This is a genomic window from Sphingopyxis sp. CCNWLW2 (assembly GCF_037095755.1).
Classification (GTDB): Bacteria; Pseudomonadota; Alphaproteobacteria; order Sphingomonadales; family Sphingomonadaceae; genus Sphingopyxis.
In genome coordinates, this window is record NZ_JBAWKJ010000001.1 from 164532 (window position 1) to 191125 (window position 26594).

The window sequence follows — 26594 nt, forward strand, 5'->3', positions numbered from 1 at the left end:
CATGGTTACAAAAAGGTGCGTAATTTACGTGGCGATAGCGCGCCCTATATCTGGTTTCGCTGCGCAGCTCCCCCTCAAGAAGATGGAGCAATACATTGGAACCGATCCTTATCTATGGCTTCCCGCTGGGAAGTTCCATGGGCCTTGTCACGGCTCTCGAATGGCTGGGCAAACCCTATCGCCTGTGCCGCGTCGACATGCTCGGCAAAATGCGCGAGCCGGCCTATGCCCGCATCAACGCCCGGCACGAGACGCCGGCGCTGATTACCGATCAGGGCAATGTCCTGACCGAAACCATGGCGATCGCCCACTGGCTCGCGGCGCGCGACGACGAACGGCGGATCAGCCTTGATCCGCTATCGCCCGAAGGCGACCGGATGCGGCAGATCATGGCGTTCATCAACACCGGCTTCACGGGGTCTTTCACCCCGCTCTGGGTCGCACTCGAAATGGACCCGCCGCGCCCCGCGCTGCAAGCGTCACTCCGCGAATGGGGCAAGGAGGCGGTGATCGAACGGCACGACAAGCTGGAGGCGATGGTGGGCGAAGGCCGCTATCTGGTCGGCGACCGGCCGACGCTGGCCGACGCACTGTTCGTCGGGGTCGGGCGCTGGCTGGAGTTTCACGAGGTCGCCGAGCCCGTCCGCTGGCCGAAGCTCGCGGCGCTGCGCGCGAGGCTGGAAGCGGATCCGGCCGTCGCCTATGCCACCGCGCTTGAAAGCGGCGAGACGGCGCCGGGTAGCGGCCTCTGCCTCGGCCACGTCCCGCTGGCCGAGGTGATCGAGCTTCACGGTGCCTGATGGAAGCGGTGCGCGGCGCGTCGCCGCCGCGCACCGCTTCCCCGCTGGCGCGATTGTGAGTCCCCGCTAGCTTTGATAGCATGACGCCATGGACAGGATCGAAACCGAAGCGTCGGGCGGCTGCCAGTGCGGCGCGGTGCGCTATCATGTCACCGCGGTGCTCGACACGTCGCATATCTGCCATTGCCGCATGTGCCAGAAGGCGGCGGGCAATTTCTTCATCGCGCTGATCGGCGTGCCGCGCGATGCGATCACCTGGACGCGCGGCAGCCCTGCGACCTTCAACAGTTCGGACAAGGCCGCGCGCGGTTTCTGCCGCGACTGCGGGACACCGCTGACTTATGATTATGCCGAAAGCAAGCATATCAACCTGACGACGGGGTCGTTCGACGATCCCTCGGCGTTCCCGCCGCAAGTCCAGTTCGGGACCGAAGGCCAGCTGTCGTTGTTCGAGGACCTGCCGATCAGGGCCGAAGGGACGACCGAAGAAACAATGAGCAACCTTGTCGGCGCGATCAAGGCGAGCAACCACCAGCATCCGGACCACGACACCGACCGCTGGCCCGCCTGACCCTCCTATGAAGGGAGCGCGCCGATCGCCGCGCTGGGCGTCAGGCCAAAGGTTTCGCGAAAGGCGCGCGACAGATGCGCGGTGTCGGCAAAGCCGGCGTCCATCGCCGCGGTGCGAACGAGCGCGCCCTGCTTCATCTGCTGCGCGGCATATTGCATCGCCGACCAGCGCTTGAATTCGCGAAACCCCTGCCCCGTCGCCGCCCTGAAAAGGCGCAACGCCCGCGTGCGTTCCATGCCGAGCCGCTGTGCCAGCTCGTCCTGCGACATCCGCCGCATCGGGTCGGCATAGATCGCGCGCACGGCATCGGCGACGCGCGGCAGCGGCGGAGCGGCGGCGACGGTCAGGCGCGCGCGCAGTTCATCGGCGGCATCGCCCGCACCATCGAGCACTGTGTCCGCCAGTTCGGCCAGCTTCCCGTCGAGCGCCAGCGCCAGCGGAACGTCGAACGGATAGGCGAGACCATCAAGATAGAGGATGTCGGCGCCGCGCGCGGGCAAGGCGATACCATGCACGACGCCGGGGCGGATCAGCAGCATGTCGCCCTCGACCGCCACACCATCCAGCGTCAACCGCAGCGGACCGCCGCGCCCGATCAATATCCCGGTGACCGGATTGGCATGCGGCGCAAGCGGAGCGTCGACCGGCAGCAGCGAATTCCAGAAAGGGGAGACGGGATCGGGCATCGCGGTAACTATCTGCCGGTCGAGCGCCGGGCGCAAGCGGCGCCGCTAGCGATCGATCCCGGCACGCACGAAGGCGCCGTGCATCTCGCGCCCGTTCGGATAGACATCCTTGCGCACGACCTCGCCCGCATCGTTCAGCGTGACGACGTCGAGCATCCCGACGCGCGCGACAAAAGGCGCGCCGCCGGGTTCGGTGAGCGTCAGCAGCATCGTCCATTCGAACACCCAATGGTCGTCGCCGTAGAGCCGCCGCCCCATTTCCTGCGTGAAATCGAATGTCGCGAACAACTGCCGGCAATGCTCGCGGAGCCGCTCGCGCCCCGTCACGGGCTCGGTGCCGTCGTGGAGCGCGAAGACCGTGTCCTCCGCATGGAGCGAGGCGATCAGGTCGGCATCCTTCGTTTCCCAGCCGACATGATAGCGGTCAAACAAGGCGGCAACGGACAGGGGGCGGTCGATTTGTGCGGTGGCGGCCATCTGCTTTCTCCCATGATGTTGCGGGGAAGAATAGCGGCCCGGCCGGCGAACGCGTTGAACAAACGTGCGGCCAATTTTCGCTGGCGCGCGGCCCTCCATCTGGTAGCCCTGCCCCCGGGCAGGGGAGCGCTTGACTATGGCGACACAATCGATCGAAGGCCGGGCTGACGGAAAACGGGTGACCTGGGTCGTCGTCCTGATCGCGCTTTCGGTCCTGCTCAACTATGTCGATCGCGGCGCGATCGGCGTCGCGGCGCCGCTGATGAAGGAGGAGCTGGGGCTGTCAGCGACGGGGTTCGGCCTCGCCGTTTCGGCCTTTTTCTGGGTCTATGCCCCCGCCTGCCTGTTCGTCGGCTGGCTCTGCGACCGATTTTGCGTCTACCGCGTCTTTGCGCTCGGCGTCGCGATCTGGGCGATCAGCACCGCGCTCACCGGTTTCGCGGGCGGGCTGGTATCGCTGATCATCCTGCGGCTGTTCCTCGGGCTGGGCGAGAGTATCGCCTTTCCCGGCAGCACCAAGATTTTCGCCGCCGAAGTCCCCGCCGAGCGGCGCGGGATCGCCAATGCTGCGGTGGCCGCCGCGATCGCCTTCGGCCCCGCGGTCGGCGTGCTCGCGGGCGGCGCGATCCTCGGCGAATGGGGCTGGCGGCCGGTCTTCTGGATTTTCGGCGCGGTGACGTTGCTGTGGCTTATTCCCTGGCAATTCGCCGCGGCGTCAATGCGGGCACGCGCAGCGGCGGTGCCGGCGAGCGACCGCGTTTCGATCCGCCGCCTCCTTCGCGTACCGGCGCTGTGGAAGATGAGCGCCGTCCATTTCCTGTCGAACTACGGCTTTTATTTCCTGCTCGCCTGGCTGCCGCTCTATCTCGTCAATACGCGCGGTTATTCGATCGGCGAAATGACCGCGCTGACGACGCTGAGCTTCACGACGCAAGGTGTCGTCGCACTCGCCGGCGGCTGGCTATCCGACCGCATGGTCGCGACGGGCGCCAATGAAGGCGAGGTGCGCCGCTGGCTGATGATCGCGGGACAGCTCGCGATCGGCACGGCGACCGCGGGCATCGCGGTCGCGGATGGCTATGCGATGCTCGCGCTGTGGCTGGCGGTCGCGGGCTTCGGCGCCGGGCTGATCGCCACGAACATCTTCGCCGTCGGCCAGATTTTCGCGGGGCCGCGCGCGGCGGGCAGCTGGATGGGGGTGCAGAATGCGCTCGGTAATATCTCGGGGATCGTCGGGCCGATCATCACCGGGCTGATCGTCGATTATCTCGGCGGCTATGGCTATGCCTTTGCGACGGCGGCCGCGCTGTCGGTGCTCGGGGCGTTGCTGTGGTGGAAGCTCATCCCCGAGATCCGCACGCTCGATCTCTAATCCGCTTGTTCGAGATCGAGCAGGAACGCCTTCGCCTCGAGCCCGCCGGCGAAACCGGTCAGCTTGCCGGTCGATCCGACAACGCGGTGGCATGGCGCGATGATCGAAATGGGATTGCGGCCGTTGGCGGCGCCGACCGCGCGCGAGGCCCCGGGGGCGCCGAGCTGGTCCGCGATCTCGCCATAGCTGCGCGTCTCGCCGAACGGGATGGCGAGCAAGGCGGCCCAGACGCGCTTCTGGAAATCGGTCCCGGCGAAGGACAAAGGCACGTCGAAACTGCGGCGTTCGCCCGCGAAATATTCGCCCAGTTGGCGCTCGGTTTCGAGCAGGATCGGATGGTCCGCCCTTTCGGTCAATGCGCCGAGCCGGACGCGGTCGGGCTTGTCATTCTCCCACAGGATCGCGGCGAGTCCCCGGTCGTCGGCGACGAGGGTCAATTCGCCGACCGGCGACCAGATGGTTTTGCAATGGTAGGTCACGAGATGTTCCTTTGGATGTCATTCGCTGTCGCACTTTGATGCTGAAATTCCTATGGCGGAGGCCGCGCAGCGATGCGTCCCGAATCTTGCGCCCAACGTCGATGGAAAGTTCTTGCATGACCCCTACCGCCACCATCCTTCTCCTCGGTTCGGGCGAACTCGGGCGCGAGTTCGTGATTTCGGCGAAGCGATTGGGGTGCCGCGTGATCGCGTGCGACAGCTATGCGGGCGCGCCTGCGATGCAGGTTGCCGACGGCTATGAAGTGTTCTCGATGCTCGACGGCGAGGCGCTGCGCGCCACGATCGAAAAGCATCGCCCCGACCATATCGTGCCCGAGGTCGAGGCGATCCGCACCGAAATCCTCGCCGAAGTCGAAGCCGAGGGTTTCCATGTCGTCCCGTCGGCGCGCGCGGCGCAGCTAACGATGAACCGTGACGCGATCCGCGATCTCGCCGCGAGCGAACTCGGCCTCAAGACCTCAACCTTCGAATATGCGACGAGCCGCGAGGAACTGGTCGCGGCGGCCGAACGCATCGGCTTTCCGCTCGTCGTGAAGCCCGTCATGTCGTCGTCGGGCAAGGGCCAGAGCACGGTCAAGGACGCCGGCGGCATCGACGCCGCGTGGGATTATGCCGCCGCGGGGATGCGTGGCGACCGGCTGCGCGTGATCGCCGAGGCGTTTATCGATTTCGATTACGAGATCACCTTGCTGACCGTTCGCCACAAGGGCGGCGTCAGCTTCTGCCCGCCGATCGGCCACCGCCAGGAACGCGGCGACTATCGCGAAAGCTGGCAGCCCGCCGCGATGTCCGATGCAGCGCTCGCCGCGGCGCAGGACATGGCGACGAAGGTCGTCGATGCGCTCGGCGGCCATGGCATCTTCGGCGTCGAATATTTCGTGAAGGGCGACGAAGTCATCTTCTCCGAACTCTCGCCCCGCCCGCACGACACCGGCATGGTCACGCTGATCTCACAGTCGCTGTCCGAATTCGACCTGCACGCGCGCGCGATCCTCGGCCTGCCGATCCCGGCCGTCGCGGTTCCCGACGCGAGCGCGAGCGCAGTGCTGCTCGCCGACCGTGATGCGAGTGATTTCGCAATTACGGGGCTTGCCGAAGCGCTGACCCCGCCGAACGACGAAACCGCCATCGATGCGCGCATCTTCGGCAAGCCGGTCACACGGCCCTATCGCCGCATGGGCGTCGCGCTGGCGAAGGTTGCCGGCGGCACCGCCGATGATGCGCGCGCCGCGGCAGTCGCGGCGGCAGCAAAGCTGACCATCAACTATCGATGACGCACGTCCGCCGCCTCGGCACGGGCGACATTGCCGCGATGCGCGGCCTCAACGGGCTTTATGCCGATGCGTTCGACGATCCTGAAACCTATCGCGCCGACCGGCCCGGCGACGACTGGCTCGCGCGCCAGCTCGGCAAGGACGGCGTGATCACGCTCGTCGCAGAGGCAGACGGCCGCATCCTCGGCGGCCTCACAGCTTATGATCTACCCAAGCTCGAGGCCGCGCGCAGCGAAATCTATCTCTACGACCTCGCGGTCGATGCCGCGCATCGCCGCCGCGGCATCGCCACCGCGCTGATCGCCGAACTCCAGCATATCGCCGCCGAAACCGGCGCTTGGGCTGTGTTCGTACAAGCCGACTATGGCGACGATCCCGCGGTTGCGCTCTATACGAAGCTCGGCGCGCGCGAGGATGTGATGCATTTCGACCTGCCGCCGCGGCCGCGAAACTGAAGGGACGAAAAAGGGAACAGCGCCCTAGGCCGCCCGCACCTCCCCTGCTACATCCGCGCGATGTCCGAGAAGAATCATCTCTATCTGGTCGATGGCTCCAGCTACATCTTCCGCGCCTATCACCGCCTGCCGCCGCTGACGAACCCCAAGGGGGTGCCCGTCGGTGCGGTCTATGGTTACACGACGATGCTGTGGAAGCTCGCCAAGGATCTGCACGACGCCGACGGGCCGACGCACCTTGCGGTCATTCTCGACCATAGCAGCCAGTCGTTCCGCAACGAGATTTACGACCAATATAAGGCGAACCGGCCCGAACCGCCCGAGGATCTGCGCCCGCAATTCCCGCTGATCCGCGACGCGACGCGCGCTTTCTCGCTGCCCTGCATCGAGATGGAGGGTTTCGAGGCCGACGACCTCATCGCCTCCTATGCCGAAGCCGCGGTGCGCGAAGGCTGGGACGTCACGATCGTGTCGTCGGACAAGGATCTGATGCAGTTGATCCGCGAGCCCAGCGAAGGCCCGCAGGTCGACATGCTCGACACAATGAAGAATGTCCGGCTCGGGCTGGAAGCGGTAAACGAAAAGTTCGGCGTCACGCCCGATCTGGTAGGTGACGTACTCGCGCTGATGGGCGACAGTGTCGATAACGTGCCGGGCGTACGCGGTGTCGGGCCGAAGACCGCGACCAAGCTGATCCAGGAATATGGCAACCTGACCGCCGCGCTCGACGGCGCCGCGGGCATGAAGGCGTCGAAGCTGCGCGACAATCTGATCGAGCACCGCGCGATGGCCGAACTGTCGCGCATCCTCGTCGACCTGAAGCGCGATGTCGCGCTGCCCGACGCGCTCGACACGCTCAAACTCGGCGCGATCCCGCCGCTGCCGCTCAAGACTTTCCTCGACGAACATGGCTTCCGCTCGCTGTCGGCGAAGCTCGACCTTGGCGCCACGCCGGGCGGCCCGCCGACCTTCCCGCGCGCGAACGCCGCGCCGGTTGCCGCGCCCGCCGGGCCGTCGACGCCGACGTTGCCCGCGATGCCGCCCATCGACCGGTCAGCCTATGAATGCGTGACGACGGTCGAGGCGCTAGACCGCTGGATCGCCGAAGCGCGCGCCGCGCATGTCGTCGGGGTCGACACCGAAACCGCGAGCCTCGACAGCGTCACCGGCCGCCTCGTCGGGGTCAGCATGGCAACCGCGCCGGGCCGCGCCTGTTACATCCCGCTCGGCCATGGCGGCACCGATATGTTCGCCGAAAAGCCCGAGCAGATCGCGATGGAGGTCGCCATCGGCCGCCTGCACGCACTGTTCGCCGACGATGCAGTGCTGAAGGTCGGGCATAATCTGAAATATGACATCGGCGTGCTCGCGCAGCATGGCGTCACGATCGCGCCGTACGACGACACGCTGGTGATGAGTTTCGCGCTCGACGCGGGCAAGCATCAGCATGGGCTTGATGAACTCGCGAAGCTCCACCTCGATCACACCTGCCTGACCTTCAAGGAAATGTGCGGGACGGGCAAATCGCAGATCAGCTTTGCCGAAGTGCAGCTCGACCGCGCGACCGAATATGCCGCCGAGGATGCCGATGTCGCGCTGCGCCTCTGGAAGCTGCTCAAGCTGCGCCTGCCGATCGAGGGCGGGACGCGCGTCTATGAAATGGTCGACCGTCCGCTCGCCGCGGTCGTCGAAGGCATGGAGCGCGCGGGGATCATGGTCGACCGCGAATATCTCGCGCGCCTGTCGGGCGAGTTCGCGACCGAAATGCTGCGGATCGAGGGCGAAGTGCATGAGCTTGCCGGTCAGCCCTTCGCGATCGGCAGCCCCAAGCAGCTCGGCGAAATCCTGTTCGACAAGCTCGGCCTCAAAGGCGGGCGCAAGGGCAAATCGGGCGACTGGTCGACCGACCTGAGCGAGCTTGAACGATTGGAACGCGACGGCGTGCCGATCGCGCGCAAGATATTGGAATGGCGCCAGCTTGCGAAGCTGAAGTCGACCTATACCGACGCGCTGCAACAGCAGATCAATGTCACGACCGGCCGCGTCCACACGAGCTACAGCCTCGTCGGCGCGCAGACCGGACGGCTGTCGTCGACCGATCCGAACCTCCAGAACATCCCGATCCGCACCGAGACCGGGCGCCAGATCCGCGACGCCTTCATCGCGGCGCCCGGCCATGTCCTGATCGCCGCCGACTATAGCCAGATCGAGCTCAGGCTCGCCGCGCATATGGCCGACGTCCCCGAGCTCAAGGAAGCCTTTGCGCGCGGTGACGACATCCACAGCGCGACCGCGATCGAGCTGTTCGGCGAGGTCAACCGCGACACGCGCGGCAAGGCGAAGACGGTCAATTTCTCGATCCTCTACGGCATTTCGCGCTGGGGCCTCGCGGGCCGGCTCGAGGTCACGCCCGACGAGGCGCAGGCGCTGATCGCGCGTTATTTCGAGCGCTTCCCGGGGATTTCGGACTATATTACCGACACGCTCGAGAACGCCCGGGCCAAGGGCTATACCGAGACCTTGTTCGGCCGGAAAACCTGGTTCCCGCGCATCAAGGCGGCGAACCAGAACGAGCGCGCGGGGAGCGAGCGCGCCGCGATCAACGCGCCGATCCAGGGCACGAGCGCCGATTTGATCAAGCGCGCGATGGCGCGGATGCCGAAAGCGCTCGAGGATGCCGGACTCTCCGACGTCCGTATGCTGCTGCAGGTCCACGACGAACTCGTGTTCGAGGCGCCCGAGGACAAGGCCGAGGCCGCGGGCGCGGTGATCCGCGCGGTGATGTCGGGCGCCGCCGAACCGGCGCTCCAACTCTCGGTCCCGCTCGAGGTCGAGGTCGGCATCGGCAAGAGCTGGGGCGAAGCGCATTGATCGCCGCGCTGCTGTTCGTCGCGGCGCTCGCCGCCGATCCCGCCCCCGCGCCTCCCGAAGCCACCGTCGCTTCGGCGCCCGCGCGCCCATCGCCGGTCGCCGACACCGACCTGCGCGAATTCGCCGCGATTGCGGGGCGCAAGGTCGTCGGCCGCGCGGTTGGCGGGCCCTATGCGAACGCCGACAAGGTGTTGCTGATCGCCCGCGACGACAAAGGCTATCCAGCCGTCGCCGCGAGCATGGGCTTTCCCGTGCGCCAGTCGCTTCCGGCGCCGCCCGCGACGACGCTCGCGGTCATCCGCATTCACCAGCGGTACGAAACGACCCTCCCCGGCCCCACTCCCGATGACCTTGCTTTCGTTGCCGCGAACAAGCTGCCGCTGTTCGTGATCGGCGAATGGGCGCGCCCCGCGCCGATGTGGGAGGTTGCGTGGATCGGCGAAGCCGTGCGCTACCGCAACATCGGCGAGGTCGGCGAAATCGGCCCTTGGCAGGACTGACGCCGCATCCTTGATCCTTGGCGCCTACGCCGGTGCGGACCCGAAGCGATTGGGTCCGGCCGTGCCCGCTCGCGCGAGATCGATCAGAAGCCCGAGCAGCAGCAGGCCGCCGGTGACTGCCAGCCAATCCTGCCCGCCCGGCGGCACATTCGCCTTGACCGCCCACTCGAACATCGCGCCGGGGTCCGGGCTGGTATGCCGTTCCATTTCCGCAAGCATGGCCGGCATGCGCTTGGCGGCGGCGGCCACGCGCTCGGCCTGTCCCAACCCCGTCGAAAACAAGCCGAGCGGCAGGATCAACGCCCACCATCCCGTACGTCCCCGATCGTGCAGGCGCCGCACCGTCGCCGTCAGCAGCAACAGCGCACCGAACAGGTAGAAGCCGATATTGACATAAGCGGAAGTGATCATCCCGCGCATCTGGGCTTCGAAAATCTTCACATTCATCGTCGCCTCGCCGGGCGGCGGAACCGCTATGTCATCGAGCGACGGAAAGGTCAGCGCAATCTGCGTCGCAAATTGCACGACGATCAGCGGACCAAAGATCAGCGCGGCGAATATCCAGAATTGCATTCGGCCATCGCGCCCATGCGCTTGAAACAGGCCGCCGAAACCGCGCCGCGCAATATGCCTGATCGAAAATTCAGCCATGCCCCCCGCCCCGCCGGCAATCGTGCAAGCATATCAATGCGGTCGCGAGGTGCCAATTGCCGAACCGTCCCAATCTGGCGATAACGCCGGCACCGCCGCCGTTTTGCCTTTCGCGCGTTCGACGCGGCACGATCAGCCCCTGGCAGGACTGATCGTCGCACGCACGCGGCGCACTGACCGCCCCGCCCTTTCGCAAACCCGACTTTGCCTCTATGACGCCGCGATGACATCCGGCCGGCACTTTTGTGACAGCCGGCAACAAAGGGTTCCCATGAGCAAGTTCGAACCCGTCGCCAAGGCGCCGGTCCGCATCCAGCAGAATATTCTCGCGCGCAGCGAACGCCGTCTTCTCAATTGGTTATGCGCGCGCCTTCCCGGTTGGGTGACGCCCGACCAACTCACCACGCTTGGCTTTGCCGGCGCGGTTCTGGTCGCTGCGGGTTATGTGCTCAGCTGGTTTGACAGCGAATGGCTCGGGCTGTCGCTCCTCGGCTATATCGTCAACTGGTTCGGCGATTCGCTCGACGGCAGCCTCGCGCGCTGGCGCGGTATCGAACGGCCGAACTATGGCTATTTCGTCGACCACAGCGTCGATGCGCTCGCGACATTGCTAATGATCAGCGCGATCGGGATGAGCCCCTATATGCGGCTCGACGTCGCGCTAATGGCGGTGATCGGCTATTTCCTGCTGTCGATCCACACCTTCATCGCCGCCAAGATCCTCGGCGAATTCCGCCTGTCCTATATGGCGGGTGGCCCGACCGAGCTGCGCCTGATGCTGATGGCGATGACGATTTCGATGCCGATCATCGGCGGCGGCGACATCCACGGCACCAATTTCTCGGCCTTCGACCTGTTCGCGCTGGTCGTCTCGAGCATCCTTGTAACGTTGTTCATCGTCCAGACGTCGGCCACGGCACGGATGCTGCGCCGCCGCGGCGGCTAGCGGCAGGGTTTAGCGGCGCGCCCGCGCCTGCGGGTAGGTGCCGAGCAGGCGCAGCGACTTGGTCTGGAAATCGAGTTCCTCGAGCGCGCGATCGATCCGTTCGTCGCCCGGCGCGCCGACGATATCGCAATAGAATTGCGTCGCCGCGAAGCTGTCGCCGGTCTGATAGCTTTCGAGCTTGGTCATGTTGACGCCATTGGTCGCAAAGCCACCGAGTGCCTTGTAGAGCGCGGCGGGAATATTCTTCACCTCGAACATGAAGGTCGTCATCACCGGGCCGGTGATCGCCGCCACGTCGGCCAGCGGTTCGCGCGCAAGGATGACGAAGCGCGTCGTATTATGATCGGCGTCCTCCATCCCCGTACCGTGGAGCGTCAGCCCATAAAGTTCGGCGGCGTGCGGCGGCGCGAGCGCGGCAAGCCCGACCTCGTCGCTGTCGGCGACCCATGCCGCGGCGCCCGCGGTGTCGCTATGCGCAACCGGCGCGATATTGTTCGTGCGCAGCCAGTGGCGGCACTGGCCGAGCGCCTGCTCATGGCTCATAGCGCGCGTCACGGGGCCGAGGTCGCGGCTCATCAGGCCATAGCGGATCGGCAGGAAATGCTCGCCAATGATCGACAGGCCGGATTCGGGGAGCAAGAAATGGATGTCGGCAACGCGGCCGTGCAGGCTGTTTTCGATCGGGATGATCGCGCGGTCGACGCGGCCGTCGCGCACCGCGTCGATCGCATCCTGAAACGCATAGCAGGGCAGCGGCAGCGAATTCGGATCATATTCGCGCGCGGCAAGGTCGCTGTTCGCGCCCGGCGCACCCTGAAACGCCAGCCCGCGCGCGGGCTCGGCGAGGGCCGCGCCCCGCATTTCGTCGACCAGATGCTGCGCCGAAGCCGAATAACTGCCCATGATTGCCTTCCCAAGCTGGAGCCGCGGCGCATAGCCGTCCCGCCTCTCGCGTGCAACCAGCGCTCGCGCTGTTCCCTCGCCCGATTTCATCCCCTTGCGCCGCCGTCCCAGCGCCAGTAAGGGAGCGTCCAAATCAAATATGCGCCCGGCAAGCGGGCGTCAGCTAACGGGGCTGCTACGCATGGACAATCGCAACAATACTATTGCCGGCTGGGTGCTGTTTGCCGGCATTTGCGCGCTGGGCCTGACGATCGGGTCCAGCATGTTGTTCGCCAGCCACAATCCCGAAAAGCCCGGTTATCCGATCGAAGACGCCGAAGCCGGCGCCGGTGGCGGCGAATCGGCCGTGCCGCTCGCCACCCTGCTCGCCGCCGCCGATCCGGCGAAGGGTGAAGCGGTGTTCGCGAAATGCGCCGCGTGCCACACGATCAATTCGGGCGGCGCCAACGGCATCGGCCCGAATCTCTTCGGCGCGCTCGGCAAGGCGCATGGCCATGTCCCGGGCTTCGCCTATTCGGCGGCGCTGAAGGGCGTTGCGGGCAATTGGGATTTCGAGGGCATGAACGCATGGCTGACCAGCCCGCGTAAATATGCACCCGGTACGAAGATGTCGTTCGCCGGCCTCGGCAGCGCCGAAGATCGCGCGAACCTGATCGTCTATATGAACAGCCAGGGTTCGAACCTGCCGCTGCCCGCCGCCGAAGCGGCGCCCGCAGCCGCGGAAGGCGCCGCGCCGGCCGAGACCGCTGCCGCTGCACCGGCAGCCGAAGGCGCCGCGGCTGCTCCGGCGGCTGACGCCGCGGCTGCGCCCGCGCCGGCCGAAGCCAAGAAATGATGCGGCTCGCGCCCGTCCTGCTGGCGGGCGCGCTGGCGCTCGCCGGTTGCGGCAAGGGTGAGACGCCGGCCGAGGCGCCGGCGACGGGCGAGCCCGGCGTCGAAGCGCCGACACCCGCGGTCGCACCGACCGCCGCGATGGGGGAGCAGGTCTTCCGGCGCTGCGTCGCGTGCCACACGGTCGACAAGGGCGGCAGCAACGGCATCGGCCCCAACCTGCACGGTGTCGTCGGCGCCGCGGTCGCGTCGAAGCCCGATTTTTCCTATTCAGGCGCGATGAAGGCGAAGGGCGGCGTCTGGGACGAGGCCGCGCTCGACGCCTATCTCAAGGCACCGATGAAGGATGTTCCGGGCACCCGCATGGCGTTCGCCGGCGTGATCGACGCCGCGGACCGCAAGGCGCTGATCCTGTATCTGGAAGAACAGTCGAAGTGACGCGTCGCCCCTGCGAAGCAGGGGCCGCTATCGACCAGCGCGAGGCTGCCAGCGGCTCCGCCTTCGCAGGGGCGACGCAAACCGGTCAGTTCGGATCCCGAACGTTGCCGTAGAAATCCTGGATGATCTGCCACGCCTCTTCGGCGGTTTCGACGAAGTGGAACAGCGACAGGTCGCGCTGGCTGATCACGCCTTCCTCGACCAGCGCGTCGAAATTGACGACGCGGGTCCAGAACTCCTCGCTGAACAGCACGATCGGGATCGGCTTGATCTTGCCGGTCTGGATCAGCGTGAGCAGCTCGAACGTCTCGTCGAACGTCCCGAAGCCGCCCGGGAACACACAGACGGCGCGCGCGCGAAGCAGGAAGTGCATCTTGCGCAGCGCGAAATAGTGGAACTGGAAGCTGAGGTCGGGGGTGACATAGCGGTTCGGCGCCTGCTCGTGAGGCAGCACGATGTTGAGCCCGACCGATTCCTTGCCCACGTCGTCGGCGCCGCGATTCGCGGCCTCCATGATCGACGGTCCGCCGCCCGAACAGACGACGAAGTTGCGGCAGCCATTTTCGTCGGGCGGCACCTGGCTCGCGATCCGCGCGAGCCCCCGCGCTTCCTCATAATATTTGGCCTTGGCGGCAAGCCGCTCGGCGATCCGCTGCTCCTCGGGCGTGCGCGCCGCGTCGAGCACCGCCTGCGCGGTCTCGGGCGACGGGATGCGCGCCGAGCCATAGACGACGAGCATCGACTCGATCTTCGCTTCGTCGAGCATCAGTTCGGGTTTGAGCAGTTCGAGCTGGAAGCGCACGGGACGCAGGTCTTCGCGCAGCAGGAACTCGGTGTCCTGGAACGCCAGCCGATAGGCCGGGCTTTGCGTCTGCGGGGTCGATACCGCCTGTTTGGCGAATTGCGCGTCGTCCTTGGCTTTGTGGAAACGCGAGCGATGGGGTTGTTTGTCTTCTGCCATTAGCGGACGGCTAGCCGCTCCACGCGACTTTGCCAAGCTTAGCGGCAGTAGCCGTTGCCGCTCATGTCGAAGTGGAAATGATTATAATGCGCCGCGTTGTAATCGGGGCCGAGCACGGTGCCGAAGCGCCGGCAGCCCGATTTGTGTAGCGCGCGGAGGAAATCCTGCGACGATTTGTCGCCGGTCCATCCGCCGTCGAGCATGACGCGCCGGCCGTCGGCGAGCAGGAAGCCCGAGACGTCGATCGCATTCGAAAAGGCGTGCTGCGACATCCGGCCCGAGCGGCCGCCATAGATGTTGCGGCAGCTGTAGGTGCCGAAGGTCTCGATCTTCACGACCTCCTGCCCCAGATATTTCCGCGCCGCGGGTTTCACCGCATATTGCACCCATGCGGCGAAATTTTTCGCGAGCGGACAGGTCATCGCGCCGAGCCCCGACACCGGCGTGCCGATATCGAGCAGCTTCACCGAATCGATCGAGGTGCAGCCACCGCCATGATCCTGGTTCGGGAGTGGGGTGAATCGCACACCCGCCTGCTTCAGGTCGAACGCGCATTGCTGTGCTTCAGCGCTGGTGAAGGAAGGGGTGCCGACGGGTTGCGGGCGGGTCGGCTTGGTCGTCGTCGATTGTTTGCCGCCGCCATTCTTCATCACGTCGGGCGCGCCGAAACAGGCGGACAGTGCCAACGCCGCACTGGCGGCGATCAGGATCCGGGGCTTCAAGAAGTTCGGGATCGGCATGGCCGTCAAATTACCGACGAAATGGTTAACAAGCTGTATACCTTTTCCTCCACTCGTCGAAAATTTCGCGCGGTCCGTGCAATTTGTTTGACAGTTGCGCGAGCGACCCTAAAGGCGGCGCCGGGCCACGCGGTCCCAACGCCGCGCGAGCTCTCTGCAAGGAGAGACTGAAATGACTGAAGTGACGACGCCTGAATTGCGCCCTGCGCGCCCCTATTTTTCTTCCGGACCCTGCGCCAAGCCGCCGGTCTGGTCCCCCGAAAAACTCAGCACCGAATCGCTCGGCCGCTCGCATCGTGCGAAGATCGGCAAGACGCGCCTGCAGTACTGCATCGACCTGATGCGCGAGATGCTGCAGCTCCCCGACACGCACCGCATCGGCATCGTTCCGGGCAGCGACACCGGCGCCTTCGAGATGGCGATGTGGACGATGCTCGGCGCTCGCCCCGTGACGACGCTCGCTTGGGAGAGCTTCGGTGAGGGCTGGGTCACCGACGCCGCGAAGCAGCTCAAGCTCGATCCGACCATCATCCGCGCCGACTACGGCCAGCTTCCCGACCTCGGCCAGGTCGACTGGTCGAACGACGTGCTGTTCACCTGGAACGGCACCACCAGCGGCGTCCGCGTCCCGAACGGCGACTGGATCGCCGCCGACCGCGAGGGCCTGAGCTTCGCCGACGCGACCAGCGCGGTGTTCGCTTACGACCTGCCGTGGGACAAGATCGACGTCGCGACCTTCAGCTGGCAGAAAGTGCTCGGCGGCGAAGGCGGCCATGGCGTGCTAATCCTCGGCCCGCGCGCCGTCGAACGCCTCGAAAATTACACCCCCGCCTGGCCGCTGCCGAAGGTGTTCCGCCTCGTCTCGAAGGGCGCGCTGACCGAAGGCGTGTTCAAGGGCGAGACGATCAACACCCCGTCGATGCTCGCCGTCGAGGATGCGATCTTCGCGCTCGAATGGGCGAAATCGCTCGGCGGCCTCGACGGCCTGAAGGCGCGCAGCGACGCGAATGCCGCGGCGCTCGACAAGATCGTCGAAGAACGCGCGTGGCTGAGCCATCTCGCCGCCGATCCCGCCAGCCGCTCGAAGACCTCGGTCTGCCTGTCGGTCGCGGGCGCCGACGAGGGCTTCATCAAGAAGTTCGCGGCGCTGCTCGACGCCGAAGGCGCGGCCTATGACATCGCGGGCTATCGCGATGCGCCTCCGGGCCTTCGCATCTGGTGCGGCGCGACCGTCGACACCGCCGACATCGAAGCGCTCGGCCCGTGGCTCGACTGGGCCTACGAAACCCTCTCCGCGTAACATTTTTCGTCATCCCCGCGAAAGCGGGGACCCAGAGCGTGCGTGGGCTGACCCCACACTGGGTTCCCGCTTTCGCGGGAATGACGAGGCTAAAGGATCATAGACATGACCGCTCCCAAAGTTCTCATTTCCGACAAAATGGACCCCAAAGCCGCCGCGATCTTCAAGGAACGCGGCATCGATGTCGATGTCATCACCGGCAAGACGAAGGACGAGCTGATCGCGATGATTGGCGACTATGACGGCCTCGCGATCCGTTCGGCCACCAAGGTCACCGCCGACGTCCTCGCCGCCGCGACGAACCTCAAGGTCGTCGGCCGCGCCGGCATCGGCGTCGACAATGTCGACATCCCCGAGGCGTCGAAGAAGGGCGTCATCGTGATGAACACCCCCTTCGGCAACAGCATCACCACCGCCGAACATGCGATCGCGATGATGTTCGCGCTCGCGCGCCAGATTCCCGAAGCCAACGCTGGGACGCAGGCCGGCAAATGGCCGAAGAATGACTTCATGGGCGTCGAGCTCACATCGAAGACGCTCGGCCTGATCGGTTGCGGCAACATCGGCAGCATCGTCGCCGAGCGCGCATTGGGCCTGCGCATGAAGGTCGTCGCCTTCGATCCCTTCCTGACCCCCGAGCGTGCGATCGAGCTCGGCGTCGAAAAGGCCGATCTCGATACCTTGCTCGCCAAGGCCGATTTCATCACGCTGCACACGCCGCTGACCGACCAGACGCGCAACATCCTGTCGGCCGAGAATATCGCCAAGGCGAAGAAGGGCGTGCGCATCATCAACTGCGCGCGCGGCGGGCTGATCGATGAAGCGGCGCTCAAGGATGCGCTGGAATCCGGCCATGTCGCAGGCGCGGCGCTCGACGTGTTCCAGACCGAACCGCCGGCCGCCGACCATCCGCTGTTCGGCGCGCCGAACTTCATCTGCACGCCGCACCTCGGCGCGTCGACCGACGAAGCGCAGGTCAATGTCGCCATTCAAGTGGCCGAGCAACTGTCGGATTATCTGCTCACCGGCGGCATCACCAACGCACTCAACGTCCCCAGCCTGTCGGCCGAAGAAGCGCCGAAGCTGCGCCCCTATATGAGCCTCGCCGAAAAGCTCGGCAGCCTTGTCGGCCAGCTTGCGCACGACAACCTCACGACGATCTCGGTCGAGGTCGAGGGCGCGGCCGCCGAACTCAATCTCAAGCCGATCACTGCCGCGGTGCTCACCGGCCTGATGCGCCGTTATTCGGACAGCGTGAACATGGTCAACGCGCCGCACCTCGCGCGCGAGCGCGGGCTCGACGTGCGCGAAGTGCGCCACGACCGCGACGGCGATTACCACACACTCGTCCGCGTCACCGTCGCCACCGAACAAGGCGACCGCTCGGTCGCGGGCACTTTGTTCAGCAACGGCGACCCGCGCCTCGTCGAAATGTTCGGGATCAAGGTCGAGGCCGACCTCGACGGTCATATGCTCTATATCGTCAACGAGGACGCGCCGGGCTTCATCGGCCGCATTGGCACCGCGCTTGGCGAGGCGGGGCTCAACATCGGCACTTTCCACCTCGGCCGCCGCGCCGCGGGGGGCGAAGCGGTGCTGCTGCTGTCGCTCGATTCGCCGATGCCCGAGCCGCTGCTGTGGCAGCTTTGCCAGCTGCCCGGCGTGAAGACGGTGAAGGGTTTGAAGTTCTGACCTTAAATCCCCCTCCCGCTTGCGGGAGGGGTTAGGGGAGGGCATGTCAGCGCAGTCCTGACCGAAACAGGCCCTCCCCCGGCCCCTCCCACAAGCGGGAGGGGAGATTTGATTGATCGCTCGCCTCTAGGCTTCTAAGGCCGCACGCATGACCAAGGCCCCTGCCCTGCTGCCCGAAGGGCTGCGCGATCGCCTCCCCCGACAGGCGGAGGCCACGTCGCGCGTCACACGTGCGCTCGTCGATGCGATGCGCGCGCATGGCTATGGCCGCGTGTCGCCGCCTCTCGCCGAGTTCCGCGAGACGCTCGGCGGTGACGACGACCGCACCACCCGCGACCTGCTCCGCTTCACCGATCCGGTATCGCAGCGCACGCTCGCGCTGCGCCCTGACATCACGCGGCAGGTTGGCCGCATCGCCACCTCGCTGCTCGCCAAGGCGCCGCGCCCGCTCCGCCTCTGTTACGCCGGGCAAGTGGTCAAGCTGCGCGCGAGCCAGCTCCGTCCCGCGCGTGAGATGCTGCAGGTCGGCGCCGAGCTGATCGGCAGCGACAGCGTCGCCGCAGCGCGCGAGATCGTCAGCGTCGCGATCGACGCGCTCGAGGCCGCGGGGATCGGCCCGGTCACGATCGATTTCACCCTGCCCGACGTCGTCGACCTGCTCGCGGGCGGGCCGCTGCCCATCGATGCCGATATCCAGCAGCTGCGCGACGAACTCGACGCCAAGGATGCCGGCGCGCTGACGCGGCTGGGCGCCGAGGCCTATCTGCCGCTGCTCCGCGCGACCGGCCCCTTTGACCGGGCGATCGCCGACCTGCGCGCATTCGACACATCCGGCGTTCTTACCGCGCGCATCGACGCGCTCGAAGCGATCGCCGCGCCAATCCGCGACCGCGTGACACTGACCCTCGACCCGACCGAGCGTCATGGCTTCGCCTATCAAAGCTGGTTCGGCTTTCAGATATTCGTCCCCGGACAGGGCGACGCGGTGGGCCGCGGTGGCGGCTATTCGATCCCGGTCGGCGAACAGGAAGAATCCGCCGTGGGCTTCTCGCTCTATCCCGATCCGCTGATCGACGCGGGCCTTGGCGCCGAGGACGATGCCGACCGCCGCATCTTCCTGCCGCTCGGCCACGATCCTGCACTGGCCGCGAGCCTGCGCGCCGACGATTGGCAGACGGTCGCGGCACTGTCCGACAGCGACAGTGCGCGCGCGCTCGGCTGCGGGTTTATTCTCGGTCCCGACGGGCCGGTCGAAGCCTAAAAATCCGACACCCCAAAGCGCGGGATGCCCTGATTGACGCCGGGCGGATCGAGCACAGTCACGTCGAGTTCAACGGGCTCGCCGATCCAGTGCGCCAGTGTCGTATGATCGGCAAGGTCGTCGTCGGTCAGCGGATGCACCAGCGCGCGCAGCCCCGTCGCCTCGATCGTCGCGACGACCGCCGGAACCGCTGCACCCAAAAAATGCACCTCATATTGCGCGATCGGGTGCGGCCCCGCGGCGCCGTCAGTCATATCGCCGACGAACAGAATCGCTGCGTCGTGGCTGAACCCGTCGCGCAGTTCGGTGGCGGCTGCACGCTCGGCATCGTCGAAATAGATATGGGCATGATAGGGGGCGTCGGGTTCGATCATCGCGGGCATCCTTCTTTCCGCCTCGCTACTCCGCCAAAAAGAAGGACGCAACCGTGCCACTGCCCTTGCCTCTCCGGCCAAATCCGCTAAGGCCGCGCCGGGTCAGGATGGCCCCGCACAGCAGGACATTGTCATGGCAAATGTTACCGTCATCGGGTCGCAATGGGGCGACGAGGGCAAGGGCAAGATCGTCGACTGGCTCGCCAGCCGCGCCGACGCCGTGGTCCGCTTCCAGGGCGGTCATAATGCCGGCCATACGCTCGTCGTGGGCGAACAGGTCTACAAGCTGTCGCTGCTCCCCTCGGGGATCGTCACCGGCACGCTGTCGATCATCGGCAATGGCGTCGTCCTCGATCCGTGGGCGCTGCGCGACGAGATCACCAAGCTGCGCGGTCAGGGCGTTGCCATCAACCCCGAGAATTTCGCGATCGCCGACAATTGCGCGCTGATCCTGCCGTTCCACCGCGACCTCGACGCGCTGCGCGAAACCGCCGCGGGCGCGGGCAAGATCGGCACCACCGGGCGCGGCATCGGCCCCGCCTATGAAGACAAGGTCGGCCGCCGCGCGATCCGCGTCTGCGACCTCGCGCACCTCGACAAGCTGGAACCCCAGCTCGACCGCCTGACCGCGCACCACGACGCGCTGCGCGCCGGTTTCGGCGAGCCGCCGATCGACCGTGAACGCCTGATTGCCGACCTCCGCGAAATCGCCGGCTATGTCCTCGAATATGCGCAGCCCGTCTGGAAGCGCCTGAAAAAGGTCCGCAAGGCCGGCGCGCGCATCCTGTTCGAGGGCGCGCAGGGCGTGCTGCTCGACATCGACCACGGCACCTATCCCTTCGTCACCAGCTCGAACACCGTCAGCGGCACCGCCGCGAGCGGTTCGGGCCTCGGCCCGTCGGCGGTCGGCTTCGTGCTCGGCATCGCCAAGGCCTATACGACGCGCGTCGGCAGCGGCCCTTTCCCGACCGAGCTCGAAGACGAAATCGGCCAGAAGCTCGGCGAGCGCGGGCATGAATTCGGCACCGTCACGGGGCGCAAGCGCCGTTGCGGCTGGTTCGACGCCGTGCTCGTGCGGCAGAGCTGCGCGGTTTCGGGCGTCACCGGCATCGCGCTTACCAAGCTCGACGTGCTCGACGGTTTCGACACCATCCGCATCTGCACCGGCTATCGCCTCCGCGGCAAGATTCTCGACTATTTCCCCGCGCACGCGGCCGATCAGGCCGAGGTCGAGCCAATCTACGAGGAAATGGACGGCTGGCACGAATCGACCGCGGGTGCGCGCAGCTATGCCGACCTGCCCGCGCAGGCGATCAAATATATCCAGCGCGTGCAGGAACTGATCGAAACCCCGATCGCGCTCGTGTCGACCAGCCCTGAACGCGAAGACACGATCCTGATCCGCGATCCTTTCAGCGACTGAGCCGGAACGCGGGCGGCCGCCGCGCGTCAGGCGTCGGCCGCTTCCTCCGCAACCAGCGCCGTCTGGTCGAGTGCCTGTATGAGGTCGGCGATGATGTCCTCGACCTCTTCCAGTCCGACCGACAGGCGCACGAGCCCGTCCGAGATACCGTGCTCGCGGCGTTCCTCGGGCGTGTAGGTCGAATGCGTCATGCTCGCGGGATGCTGGATCAGGCTTTCGGCATCGCCCAGCGACACCGCACGCTGGACCAGCGCCAGGCGGTTCATCATCGCCACACCGGCCGCGTGGCCGCCCTTCAGTTCGAAGGCGATCATGCCGCCGAACCCCGGCATCTGGCGCCGGGCCAGATCATGCTGCGCAAAGTCTGCTAGCCCCGGATAATGAACCGTCGTCACTGCGGGATGCGCATCGAGCATCGCCGCGACCGACAGCGCGGAACGGCAATGTTCGGCCATGCGCAGCTTGAGCGTCTTCAGCCCGCGCAACACCAGCATCGCATTGAACGGCGCCATAACCGCGCCCGTCATGTCCTTGACGCCGACGAGCCGCACCATCTGCATGTCAGCCTGAGTGCCGAGCGCGATACCCCCGACCAGATCGCCATGCCCGCCAAGATATTTGGTAGCCGAATGAACAACAATGTCGGCGCCCAGCGTGATCGGCTGCGTCAGCACCGGCGTCGCATAGGTATTGTCGACCACCGTGCGCGCGTCGTGCTCGCGCGCGATCGCCGCGATGGCGGCGATGTCGACGAGGCGCATATTGGGATTGGCGGGTGTTTCGAAATAGACGATTTTCGTCGCATCGCCGATCGCAGCGACCAGGTTGCCCGGATCGGTCAGGTCGACATGCGTGACGGTGACCCCGAAGCGGGCAAGACCGTGACGCATGAAGGCAAAGGTGCAGCCATAGAGCGTCTTGTCGACGATCACTTCGTCGCCGGGTTTCAGGAAAGACCAGAATACCGCGGCGATGGCGCCCATCCCCGAAGCGGTCGCCACCGCCGCCTCGGCGCCCTCCAGCGTAGCAAGCCGCCTTTCCAGCAGGTCGACTGTGGGGTTGGCAATCCGGCTGTAGAAATAGCCCTCGCGTGCCCCGGCAAAGAGCTCCGCGCCCGCTTCAGCGGTCTCGAACACGAAGGTCGATGACAGGTGCAGCGGCGGCACCAGCGCACCGTCATGCTGTGCCGCATCATAACCCGCATGGATGGCGCGCGTGGAAAATGCGGAATGCGGAAAGGACGACATGGGGCGGGCTCCTGCAGCGATTTGTTCCCGCGTTCCTAGCAAATGGACGCTGGCAGGTGCTGCCTATATATGCCACCATATCCATCAATATTGGAATTATCTGCCAAGGATTCGCCAATGGACCGCAAAGATCACCAGATTATTCGCGCATTGATGGCCGATGGCCGCTTGAGCAATCAGGATCTCGCTGCCGCGGTCAATCTGTCGCCCTCGCCGTGCCTCCGCCGCGTCCGCCTGCTGGAGGCGAAGGGCGTGATCACGGGCTACGCCGCGCTCGTCGATCAACGCGCGATGGGCTATCCGATCACGGTTTTCGTCGGCATCAAGCTCAGCAAGCATGATCAGGCAACGGTCCGCGCGTTCGAAGTGGCCATCGCAACGATCGACGACATTCTCGACTGTTTCCTGATGACCGGCGAGATCGATTATCTGTTGCGTGTCGTCGCCGCTGACCTCGACGGCTATGAGCATTTCGTTCGCGAGCGGCTGCACGCCATCGAAGGCATCGCATCGATCGACACCAGCCTCGCCTATGGCGTCGTGAAGCAAAGCCGAATCCTGCCGTTACCTATCTGACCTTTGCCATCGCGCGATTGGACCGACGGCTGTATCGCCTTGTCGAACGCCGAGATAAAGCAGCTCTGGAACATCGTCCCCGACGGCATCCCGATCACCATCCGACCCTAAGGAACCCGCCATGCCCCGCCATATCCTCGTTTTCTACGGCAGCTATCGCCGCGACCGGCAGGGCATTAAGCTCGCGCGCTGGATGGTCGAGGCGCTGAACGCGCGCGGTGACAGCGCCGAACTGATCGACGCCAAGGCGGTCGACCTGCCGATGCTCGACCAGCGCTTCAGCGATTATGCCGCGGGCGAGGCACCGGCGGCGATGGCCGAACTCGCCGCGAAAATCGCCGCCGCCGACGGCTATGTCTTCGTCACGGGCGAATATAATGGCGGGCTCCAGCCGGGGCTCAAGAATCTCGTCGACCATTATCTGACCGGCTTCGCATGGCGCCCGGCCGCGATCGCCTCCTATTCGGCGGGACCATTTGCCGGTGTCCGGTCGGCGACCGCCTGGCGCACCACGCTTGGCGCGATGGGAATGGTCGTCACCTCGACGCCGCTTGGCCTGGCGCGCATCGGTGGGGCTTTCGACGCCGATGGCCAGCCTGCGGGCGAAGACGGCGGGCGGCTCGCCAAGGCCTTCCCGCGTTTTGCCGACGACCTCTGCTGGTGGGTCGATGCGGCCAAGGCGCAACGCACCAAGGCCGGCGCGCCCTTCTAACCCGACTTGAGCTCGGTCTTCAGCCGCAGACTCGCGCGCCAGAAGAAGAAGGCCGGGATCAGCCCGAGCCACGCCGCGCCGTAAAGCACCCAGCGGACGCTTTCCTGCCCCGCCACCGGCTGAAGCGCGTCGGACAACACGCCGAACAGGAACGGCCCGAGCCCGAGCCCGATCAGATTCTGGCCGAACAGCATGATCGACGCCGCGACGGCGCGCGCGCGCGGCTGGACCAGCCCCTGTACGCAGCCATAGGCGGGGCCGTAATAGGCGGCGTTGAGCATCGTCGGCAGGACGAGCAGCGCGACCGCGATCCGCCAATCCTCCATGAAATAGCCGAGAAACAGCACCGGCGCCGCGACCGCCATGCCATAGGCGGGAAAGGTCAGGATGTGCCGCTTGTCGCGCGCGCCGAACTTGTCGGCGAGCTTGCCGCCGAGCCAGGTCCCGACCGCACCCGCCAGTCCGAGCACGACCGCCATCGACAGCCCCGCTTCGGTCGTCGACAGGCCGTGGCTGCGGATGAAGAAGCTGATCGTCCACAGCCCCTTGCCATAACCGAGAAAGGCGGTGACCGATGCAGCGATCAAAATATAGACGAAGGCGCGCGAGGCGAATATCTCGCGCAGCGCCTCGCCGGTCGAGAGCGGCACCGTTGCGGCCGCAGCTGCCGCGGCTTCAGCGGTCCGGCTGTGCCTCGGTTCGCGCATCACGAACAAGACGACGAGCGCAAGCAGCAAGCCGGGCGCGCCAACGAGCATCAGCGCGATGCGCCAGCCATAAAGATCGTTGACGATCCCGCCGATGATCAGCCCAAGCAGCGACCCGATCGGCACACCGAGGCCATAGAAAGCGATCGCCGACGACCGCTTTTCGGGCGCGACGCTGTCCGAAATCAGCGAATGCGCCGCGGGGGTGCACCCCGCCTCGCCGACCCCGACGCCGATGCGCGCGAGGAGCAATTGCACGAAATTCTGCGCCAGCCCGCATATCGCGGTCATCGCCGACCAGACGGCGAGCGAGAGCGAGATCAGCCGTACCCGGTTCGTCCCCTGCTTGTCGGCGTAACGCGCGATCGGGATGCCGAGCAGCGCATAGAAGACCGCGAAGGCTGGGCCGGCGAGCAGGCCGAGCTGCGTGTCGGACAAGCCGAGGTCGGCCTTGATCGGTTCGGCGAGGATATTGACGATCTGCCGGTCGAGGAAGTTGAAGATATAGACGATCAGCAGGATCCACAGCATCGTCCGCGTCTCTGCGGAAACGCCGGTGGCCGGTGAGGCGATGCCCTGCGACGAGGCAGCTTTATCGGTCATTTATATCTCCCGCCGCCAAGGGAGCAGACCGGGGGGAGTGGTGTCAACGCCGTTGGGGCGAACCGAAATTGCCCGCTTGCAATTGCCGCTACGGCTGCCAGCCTGCAGCCCATGCAAAAATTTTCGCTGCTCGGCGCCGCCACCCTTCTCGCAATCGCTCCCGCCGCCTCACCGGTCTCCGCGATGCCGCCGCCGCTTCCCGAGGTCGAAGGCAAGGACGCCGCGACGCTGCGCGCCGAAATGGAGAGCGGGCGGATTTACGAAGGGCTGACCGCGCTCGTCTATCTCGACCGGATCGGACGGATCGACGATCACGGGCCCAAGCTCGAAGCCGTCATCGCGACGATGCCGCAAACCGACCTCAATGCCGAGGGGAAGCGGCTCTATGACGAGCGCATCGCGGGCAAGGCGCGCGGCCCGCTCCATGGCATACCCATCCTGCTCAAGGACAATATCGAGGCCGCGGGGCCGCTTCCCACGACCGCGGGCTCGCTCGCGCTCAAGGACAATGTGACGAACCGCGATGCGCCGATCGTCGCGCGGCTGCGCGATGCGGGCGCGATCATCCTCGGCAAGACGAACCTCAGCGAATGGGCGAACATCCGGTCGGACAATTCGACGAGCGGGTGGAGCGCAGTCGGCGGCCTCACAAAGAATCCGCATGCGCTCGATCGCAACAGCTGCGGCTCGTCGTCGGGCAGCGCCGCCGCGGTCGCGGCCAGCCTCGCGCCGCTCGCGATCGGCACCGAAACCGACGGATCGATCACCTGCCCCGCCGGGGTCAACGGCATCGTCGGCTTCAAGCCCAGCGTCGGCCTCATCAGCCGCACGCATATCGTCCCGATCAGCCACAGCCAGGACACCGCGGGACCGATGACGCTAACGGTGCGCGATGCCGCGGCGGTGATGAGCGTGATCGCGGGCAGCGACTCTGCCGACCCCGCAACCATCGAGGCCGATGCGCGCAAGACCGACTATGTCGCCGCGCTGTCGCCTGGCGCACTCAAGGGAAAGCGCATCGGCGTGATGCGCGACCGCGTCGGCGACCGGACCGATGTCGTCGCGCTGTTCGACGCGGCGCTCAAGCAGATGGAGAGCCTCGGCGCGACACTGGTCGAGATCGCCGACAGCCGGAAAGGCAATGAGGGGCTTGGCGCCGCCGAATTCGAGATATTGCTCACCGAACTCAAAGCCGGCATGGCAACCTATCTGGGCAGCCTGCCGGACGCCAACGCGACGAAGTCGCTTGCCGACCTCATCGCCTTCAACAAGGCGAATCCCGAGGAGAAAAAATGGTTCGATCAGTCGCTGTTCGAGATGGCTGAAAGCAAGGGCGGGCTCGACAGCCCCGCCTATCTCGCCGCGCGCGAAAAAGCTGCGCGGCTCGCGGGGCCCGAGGGTATCGACCGGTTACTGAAAACCCATGATGTCGACCTGCTCATCGGGGTCACCAACGGCCCTGCATGGGTCAGCGACCTGGTCAACGGCGACAGCTACAAGAGTCCCGGCACCAGCCAGCTTCCCGCGGTCGCCGGCTATCCGCACCTGACGGTGCCAATGGGCGCGGTCGAAGGACTGCCGATCGGCCTCTCGTTCATCGGCGCCAAATGGAGCGACGCCGACATATTGGCCGCAGGCTATGCCTATGAGCAGGCGAGCCGGAAGCGCGTGGCGCCGACTTATCGGGCGAGCGTGACGCCCTAGTTCGTGCAAACACCCAAAC

Annotated in this window: 28 protein-coding genes; 18 read left to right on the forward strand and 10 right to left on the reverse strand. The window is 66.0% G+C overall.

The features are described 5' to 3' along the window. The first annotated feature begins 95 nt into the window (after positions 1 to 95). On the forward strand, positions 96 to 800 hold the full coding sequence (locus V8J55_RS00680) for a glutathione S-transferase family protein (protein ID WP_336443932.1): 705 nt from the start codon (positions 96 to 98) through the stop codon (positions 798 to 800). A gap of 88 nt (positions 801 to 888) precedes the next feature. Further along, entirely contained in the window at positions 889 to 1371 is a 483-nt protein-coding gene (locus V8J55_RS00685) for a GFA family protein (RefSeq protein ID WP_336443933.1), read from the forward strand. Between the two features lie 5 nt (positions 1372 to 1376). On the opposite strand, the gene V8J55_RS00690 is transcribed toward V8J55_RS00685, so the two are convergent. Further along, on the reverse strand, positions 1377 to 2093 hold the full coding sequence (locus V8J55_RS00690; protein WP_336443934.1) for a helix-turn-helix domain-containing protein: 717 nt from the start codon (positions 2091 to 2093) through the stop codon (positions 1377 to 1379). Between the two features lie 9 nt (positions 2094 to 2102). Continuing rightward, positions 2103 to 2534 carry a nuclear transport factor 2 family protein gene (locus tag V8J55_RS00695; RefSeq protein WP_336443935.1) on the reverse strand — a complete coding sequence of 144 codons (432 nt, stop codon included), beginning with the start codon at positions 2532 to 2534 and terminating at the stop codon, positions 2103 to 2105. Between the two features lie 136 nt (positions 2535 to 2670). Here V8J55_RS00695 and V8J55_RS00700 point away from each other — a divergent pair, with 136 nt between their 5' ends. Continuing rightward, positions 2671 to 3906 carry an MFS transporter gene (locus tag V8J55_RS00700; RefSeq protein ID WP_336443936.1) on the forward strand — a complete coding sequence of 412 codons (1236 nt, stop codon included), beginning with the start codon at positions 2671 to 2673 and terminating at the stop codon, positions 3904 to 3906. Here V8J55_RS00700 and V8J55_RS00705 read toward each other — a convergent pair. Further along, complete coding sequence (locus tag V8J55_RS00705) at positions 3903 to 4385, reverse strand: methylated-DNA--[protein]-cysteine S-methyltransferase (protein ID WP_336443937.1); 483 nt, start codon at positions 4383 to 4385, stop codon at positions 3903 to 3905. The genes V8J55_RS00700 and V8J55_RS00705 overlap by 4 nt on opposite strands. 116 nt (positions 4386 to 4501) lie before the next feature. Between V8J55_RS00705 and purT the strand changes: the two genes are divergently transcribed. From purT to V8J55_RS00725, 4 genes are read left to right on the forward strand one after another with little or no spacing between them, the layout of a single operon-like run. After that, the gene (gene purT, locus V8J55_RS00710) at positions 4502 to 5680 is read left to right on the forward strand and encodes a formate-dependent phosphoribosylglycinamide formyltransferase (protein ID WP_336443938.1); all 1179 of its coding nucleotides are present in this window, start codon (positions 4502 to 4504) and stop codon (positions 5678 to 5680) included. After that, positions 5677 to 6135: an AAC(3)-I family aminoglycoside N-acetyltransferase gene (locus V8J55_RS00715; protein ID WP_336443939.1), complete on the forward strand. Its 459-nt coding sequence runs from the start codon at positions 5677 to 5679 to the stop codon at positions 6133 to 6135. Before purT ends, V8J55_RS00715 begins: the two co-directional genes overlap by 4 nt. 60 nt (positions 6136 to 6195) lie before the next feature. Next, positions 6196 to 9006 carry a DNA polymerase I gene (gene polA / locus V8J55_RS00720; protein ID WP_336443940.1) on the forward strand — a complete coding sequence of 937 codons (2811 nt, stop codon included), beginning with the start codon at positions 6196 to 6198 and terminating at the stop codon, positions 9004 to 9006. Beyond that, a complete protein-coding gene (locus V8J55_RS00725) occupies positions 9003 to 9506 on the forward strand; it encodes a hypothetical protein (protein ID WP_336443941.1) in 504 nt (167 codons plus the stop codon). Before polA ends, V8J55_RS00725 begins: the two co-directional genes overlap by 4 nt. A gap of 24 nt (positions 9507 to 9530) precedes the next feature. Here the strand turns inward: V8J55_RS00725 and V8J55_RS00730 are convergent, their stop codons facing one another. Then, a complete protein-coding gene (locus tag V8J55_RS00730) occupies positions 9531 to 10157 on the reverse strand; it encodes a DUF805 domain-containing protein (protein ID WP_336443942.1) in 627 nt (208 codons plus the stop codon). A 271-nt stretch (positions 10158 to 10428) separates the two neighbouring features. Between V8J55_RS00730 and V8J55_RS00735 the strand changes: the two genes are divergently transcribed. Next, positions 10429 to 11103 (forward strand): CDP-alcohol phosphatidyltransferase family protein, encoded by a 675-nt coding sequence (locus tag V8J55_RS00735; protein ID WP_336443943.1) that lies wholly within the window; start codon positions 10429 to 10431, stop codon positions 11101 to 11103. Between the two features lie 9 nt (positions 11104 to 11112). Here V8J55_RS00735 and V8J55_RS00740 read toward each other — a convergent pair whose 3' ends face one another. Beyond that, entirely contained in the window at positions 11113 to 12006 is an 894-nt protein-coding gene (locus V8J55_RS00740) for a prephenate dehydratase (RefSeq protein WP_336443944.1), read from the reverse strand. 181 nt (positions 12007 to 12187) lie between these two features. Here V8J55_RS00740 and V8J55_RS00745 point away from each other — a divergent pair, with 181 nt between their 5' ends. Further along, positions 12188 to 12841, forward strand: a complete 654-nt coding sequence (locus V8J55_RS00745; protein WP_336443945.1) for a c-type cytochrome — start codon at positions 12188 to 12190, stop codon at positions 12839 to 12841. Continuing rightward, positions 12841 to 13275, forward strand: a complete 435-nt coding sequence (locus V8J55_RS00750; protein WP_336443946.1) for a c-type cytochrome — start codon at positions 12841 to 12843, stop codon at positions 13273 to 13275. Before V8J55_RS00745 ends, V8J55_RS00750 begins: the two co-directional genes overlap by 1 nt. A gap of 85 nt (positions 13276 to 13360) precedes the next feature. On the opposite strand, the gene V8J55_RS00755 is transcribed toward V8J55_RS00750, so the two are convergent. Further along, entirely contained in the window at positions 13361 to 14236 is an 876-nt protein-coding gene (locus tag V8J55_RS00755; RefSeq protein ID WP_336443947.1) for an LOG family protein, read from the reverse strand. Positions 14237 to 14274: 38 nt separating this feature from the next. Further along, positions 14275 to 14976, reverse strand: a complete 702-nt coding sequence (locus tag V8J55_RS00760) for an extensin family protein (RefSeq protein WP_336443948.1) — start codon at positions 14974 to 14976, stop codon at positions 14275 to 14277. Between the two features lie 172 nt (positions 14977 to 15148). Here V8J55_RS00760 and V8J55_RS00765 point away from each other — a divergent pair, with 172 nt between their 5' ends. From V8J55_RS00765 to V8J55_RS00775, 3 genes are all read left to right on the forward strand, one after another. Next, positions 15149 to 16276, forward strand: a complete 1128-nt coding sequence (locus V8J55_RS00765) for a phosphoserine transaminase (RefSeq protein WP_336443949.1) — start codon at positions 15149 to 15151, stop codon at positions 16274 to 16276. 105 nt (positions 16277 to 16381) lie between these two features. Next, positions 16382 to 17968 (forward strand): phosphoglycerate dehydrogenase, encoded by a 1587-nt coding sequence (gene serA, locus V8J55_RS00770; protein WP_336443950.1) that lies wholly within the window; start codon positions 16382 to 16384, stop codon positions 17966 to 17968. A 148-nt stretch (positions 17969 to 18116) separates the two neighbouring features. After that, on the forward strand, positions 18117 to 19229 hold the full coding sequence (locus tag V8J55_RS00775; RefSeq protein WP_336443951.1) for an ATP phosphoribosyltransferase regulatory subunit: 1113 nt from the start codon (positions 18117 to 18119) through the stop codon (positions 19227 to 19229). Here the strand turns inward: V8J55_RS00775 and V8J55_RS00780 are convergent. Continuing rightward, the gene (locus tag V8J55_RS00780) at positions 19226 to 19603 is read right to left on the reverse strand and encodes a DOPA 4,5-dioxygenase family protein (protein WP_137893041.1); all 378 of its coding nucleotides are present in this window, start codon (positions 19601 to 19603) and stop codon (positions 19226 to 19228) included. The two genes, V8J55_RS00775 and V8J55_RS00780, sit on opposite strands and share 4 nt — an antisense overlap. 133 nt (positions 19604 to 19736) lie before the next feature. On the opposite strand from V8J55_RS00780, the gene V8J55_RS00785 reads away from it, so the two are divergent. Beyond that, positions 19737 to 21026, forward strand: coding sequence for an adenylosuccinate synthase (locus tag V8J55_RS00785; RefSeq protein WP_336443952.1), 1290 nt, complete (start codon positions 19737 to 19739; stop codon positions 21024 to 21026). 26 nt (positions 21027 to 21052) lie between these two features. On the opposite strand, the gene V8J55_RS00790 is transcribed toward V8J55_RS00785, so the two are convergent. Continuing rightward, positions 21053 to 22273: a methionine gamma-lyase gene (locus V8J55_RS00790; protein WP_336443953.1), complete on the reverse strand. Its 1221-nt coding sequence runs from the start codon at positions 22271 to 22273 to the stop codon at positions 21053 to 21055. Positions 22274 to 22390: 117 nt separating this feature from the next. Here V8J55_RS00790 and V8J55_RS00795 point away from each other — a divergent pair, with 117 nt between their 5' ends. Genes V8J55_RS00795 through V8J55_RS00805 form a run of 3 tightly spaced genes read left to right on the forward strand, consistent with a single transcriptional unit; the run spans position 22391 to position 23561 of the window. Then, positions 22391 to 22849: an Lrp/AsnC family transcriptional regulator gene (locus tag V8J55_RS00795; RefSeq protein WP_336443954.1), complete on the forward strand. Its 459-nt coding sequence runs from the start codon at positions 22391 to 22393 to the stop codon at positions 22847 to 22849. Positions 22850 to 22852: 3 nt separating this feature from the next. Further along, entirely contained in the window at positions 22853 to 22960 is a 108-nt protein-coding gene (locus V8J55_RS00800; protein ID WP_443030778.1) for a L,D-transpeptidase family protein, read from the forward strand. Between the two features lie 10 nt (positions 22961 to 22970). Continuing rightward, positions 22971 to 23561, forward strand: coding sequence for an NADPH-dependent FMN reductase (locus tag V8J55_RS00805; protein ID WP_336443955.1), 591 nt, complete (start codon positions 22971 to 22973; stop codon positions 23559 to 23561). Here the strand turns inward: V8J55_RS00805 and V8J55_RS00810 are convergent. After that, entirely contained in the window at positions 23558 to 24871 is a 1314-nt protein-coding gene (locus tag V8J55_RS00810; RefSeq protein ID WP_052187334.1) for a spinster family MFS transporter, read from the reverse strand. The genes V8J55_RS00805 and V8J55_RS00810 overlap by 4 nt on opposite strands. A gap of 111 nt (positions 24872 to 24982) precedes the next feature. Here V8J55_RS00810 and V8J55_RS00815 point away from each other — a divergent pair, with 111 nt between their 5' ends. Beyond that, complete coding sequence (locus tag V8J55_RS00815; protein WP_336443957.1) at positions 24983 to 26575, forward strand: amidase; 1593 nt, start codon at positions 24983 to 24985, stop codon at positions 26573 to 26575. Positions 26576 to 26594: the final 19 nt, after the last annotated feature.

Excerpts from the sequence above, each read along its gene's own strand:
- V8J55_RS00790 (WP_336443953.1), bottom strand. The coding sequence starts at position 22,273 with ATGTCGTCCTTTCCGCATTCCGCATTTTCCACGCGCGCCATCCATGCG.
- V8J55_RS00715 (WP_336443939.1), top strand. The coding sequence starts at position 5,677 with ATGACGCACGTCCGCCGCCTCGGCACGGGCGACATTGCCGCGATGCGC.
- V8J55_RS00765 (WP_336443949.1), top strand. The coding sequence starts at position 15,149 with ATGACTGAAGTGACGACGCCTGAATTGCGCCCTGCGCGCCCCTATTTT.
- V8J55_RS00685 (WP_336443933.1), top strand. The coding sequence starts at position 889 with ATGGACAGGATCGAAACCGAAGCGTCGGGCGGCTGCCAGTGCGGCGCG.
- V8J55_RS00740 (WP_336443944.1), bottom strand. The coding sequence starts at position 12,006 with ATGGGCAGTTATTCGGCTTCGGCGCAGCATCTGGTCGACGAAATGCGG.
- V8J55_RS00775 (WP_336443951.1), top strand. The coding sequence starts at position 18,117 with ATGACCAAGGCCCCTGCCCTGCTGCCCGAAGGGCTGCGCGATCGCCTC.
- V8J55_RS00780 (WP_137893041.1), bottom strand. The coding sequence starts at position 19,603 with ATGATCGAACCCGACGCCCCCTATCATGCCCATATCTATTTCGACGAT.
- V8J55_RS00735 (WP_336443943.1), top strand. The coding sequence starts at position 10,429 with ATGAGCAAGTTCGAACCCGTCGCCAAGGCGCCGGTCCGCATCCAGCAG.
- purT (WP_336443938.1), top strand. The coding sequence starts at position 4,502 with ATGACCCCTACCGCCACCATCCTTCTCCTCGGTTCGGGCGAACTCGGG.
- polA (WP_336443940.1), top strand. The coding sequence starts at position 6,196 with ATGTCCGAGAAGAATCATCTCTATCTGGTCGATGGCTCCAGCTACATC.
- V8J55_RS00810 (WP_052187334.1), bottom strand. The coding sequence starts at position 24,871 with ATGACCGATAAAGCTGCCTCGTCGCAGGGCATCGCCTCACCGGCCACC.
- V8J55_RS00695 (WP_336443935.1), bottom strand. The coding sequence starts at position 2,534 with ATGGCCGCCACCGCACAAATCGACCGCCCCCTGTCCGTTGCCGCCTTG.
- V8J55_RS00785 (WP_336443952.1), top strand. The coding sequence starts at position 19,737 with ATGGCAAATGTTACCGTCATCGGGTCGCAATGGGGCGACGAGGGCAAG.
- V8J55_RS00755 (WP_336443947.1), bottom strand. The coding sequence starts at position 14,236 with ATGGCAGAAGACAAACAACCCCATCGCTCGCGTTTCCACAAAGCCAAG.
- V8J55_RS00760 (WP_336443948.1), bottom strand. The coding sequence starts at position 14,976 with ATGCCGATCCCGAACTTCTTGAAGCCCCGGATCCTGATCGCCGCCAGT.
- V8J55_RS00750 (WP_336443946.1), top strand. The coding sequence starts at position 12,841 with ATGCGGCTCGCGCCCGTCCTGCTGGCGGGCGCGCTGGCGCTCGCCGGT.
- V8J55_RS00730 (WP_336443942.1), bottom strand. The coding sequence starts at position 10,157 with ATGGCTGAATTTTCGATCAGGCATATTGCGCGGCGCGGTTTCGGCGGC.
- V8J55_RS00745 (WP_336443945.1), top strand. The coding sequence starts at position 12,188 with ATGGACAATCGCAACAATACTATTGCCGGCTGGGTGCTGTTTGCCGGC.
- V8J55_RS00795 (WP_336443954.1), top strand. The coding sequence starts at position 22,391 with ATGGACCGCAAAGATCACCAGATTATTCGCGCATTGATGGCCGATGGC.
- V8J55_RS00815 (WP_336443957.1), top strand. The coding sequence starts at position 24,983 with ATGCAAAAATTTTCGCTGCTCGGCGCCGCCACCCTTCTCGCAATCGCT.
- serA (WP_336443950.1), top strand. The coding sequence starts at position 16,382 with ATGACCGCTCCCAAAGTTCTCATTTCCGACAAAATGGACCCCAAAGCC.
- V8J55_RS00700 (WP_336443936.1), top strand. The coding sequence starts at position 2,671 with ATGGCGACACAATCGATCGAAGGCCGGGCTGACGGAAAACGGGTGACC.
- V8J55_RS00805 (WP_336443955.1), top strand. The coding sequence starts at position 22,971 with ATGCCCCGCCATATCCTCGTTTTCTACGGCAGCTATCGCCGCGACCGG.